This window comes from Vibrio sp. 1557, assembly GCF_033340175.1.
In the GTDB taxonomy this organism is placed as follows: domain Bacteria; phylum Pseudomonadota; class Gammaproteobacteria; order Enterobacterales; family Vibrionaceae; genus Vibrio; species Vibrio alginolyticus.
In genome coordinates, this window is the sequence record NZ_JAWOVZ010000278.1 from 1 (window position 1) to 1,053 (window position 1,053).

2 protein-coding genes are annotated in these 1,053 nt (G+C 45.4%); both read left to right on the forward strand.

What is annotated here, in order from left to right:
- On the forward strand, positions 1-204 hold a 204-nt coding region (locus tag R7070_RS26470; RefSeq protein ID WP_318141554.1), incomplete at its 5' end, for a TSUP family transporter.
- Positions 205-292: 88 nt separating this feature from the next.
- A partial coding sequence (lgt, locus tag R7070_RS26475) for a prolipoprotein diacylglyceryl transferase (protein WP_318141555.1) occupies positions 293-1,053 on the forward strand: 761 nt, incomplete at its 3' end.

Genomic DNA, 1,053 nt, shown 5'->3' on the forward strand with positions numbered 1-1,053 from the left:
TTTATTTTGCACGGCTATAAGGTTGAAGGCTTACCTGCGTACAGTATTGGTTATGTTTACCTTCCTGCGTTACTTGCGATTGCGATGACTTCGATGTTGACCACGAAAGTGGGGGCGAAGCTCGCGACCAATCTTCCTACTGCGGTATTAAAGAAAATATTCGCAATATTCTTAATGTTTGTTGCAGCAACAATGCTGCTGTAAGTTTATTCCCAAGTTATTCACGCTGAACCGAGCATTTGAGGTGACTTGGGTATATTGGTTTTATTTGTAAATAAGAAGAGAATGATTTATGTCTCAGGGATACCTTCAATTTCCCAATATTGATCCGGTTTTAGTCTCTATTGGTCCTGTTTCAATTCGTTGGTACGGTTTGATGTACCTCGTCGGTTTCATGTTTGCATTGTGGTTGGCGAACCGTCGTGCTGACAAACCAGGCAGCGGCTGGACTCGAGAGCAAGTCTCTGATCTACTTTTCGCGGGCTTCTTAGGGGTCGTCATCGGTGGTCGCGTCGGTTACGTTATCTTCTATAACTTTGAACTGTTTTTAGATGATCCTTTGTATCTCTTCAAAGTTTGGACTGGCGGTATGTCGTTCCACGGTGGTTTGTTGGGTGTGATTACGGCAATGTTCTGGTATGCACACAAGAACGGTCGTACCTTCTTCGGCGTTGCTGACTTTGTTGCGCCTCTTGTGCCATTTGGCTTGGGTATGGGCCGTATGGGTAACTTCATGAACAGCGAGCTTTGGGGGCGTGTAACAGACGTTCCTTGGGCTATCGTTTTCCCAAATGGCGGGCCTTTACCACGTCACCCATCGCAACTGTATGAAATGCTGTTAGAAGGCGTAGTGCTGTTTTTCATCTTGAACTGGTTCATCAAAAAGCCTCGCCCATTGGGTTCGGTATCAGGGCTATTTTTAGCTGGATATGGTACATTCCGCTTCTTAGTCGAGTTTGTTCGCGAACCGGATGCTCAGCTTGGTCTATTTGGTGGTTATATTTCGATGGGACAAATTCTATCAACGCCAATGATCGTGTTGGGTATTCTGAT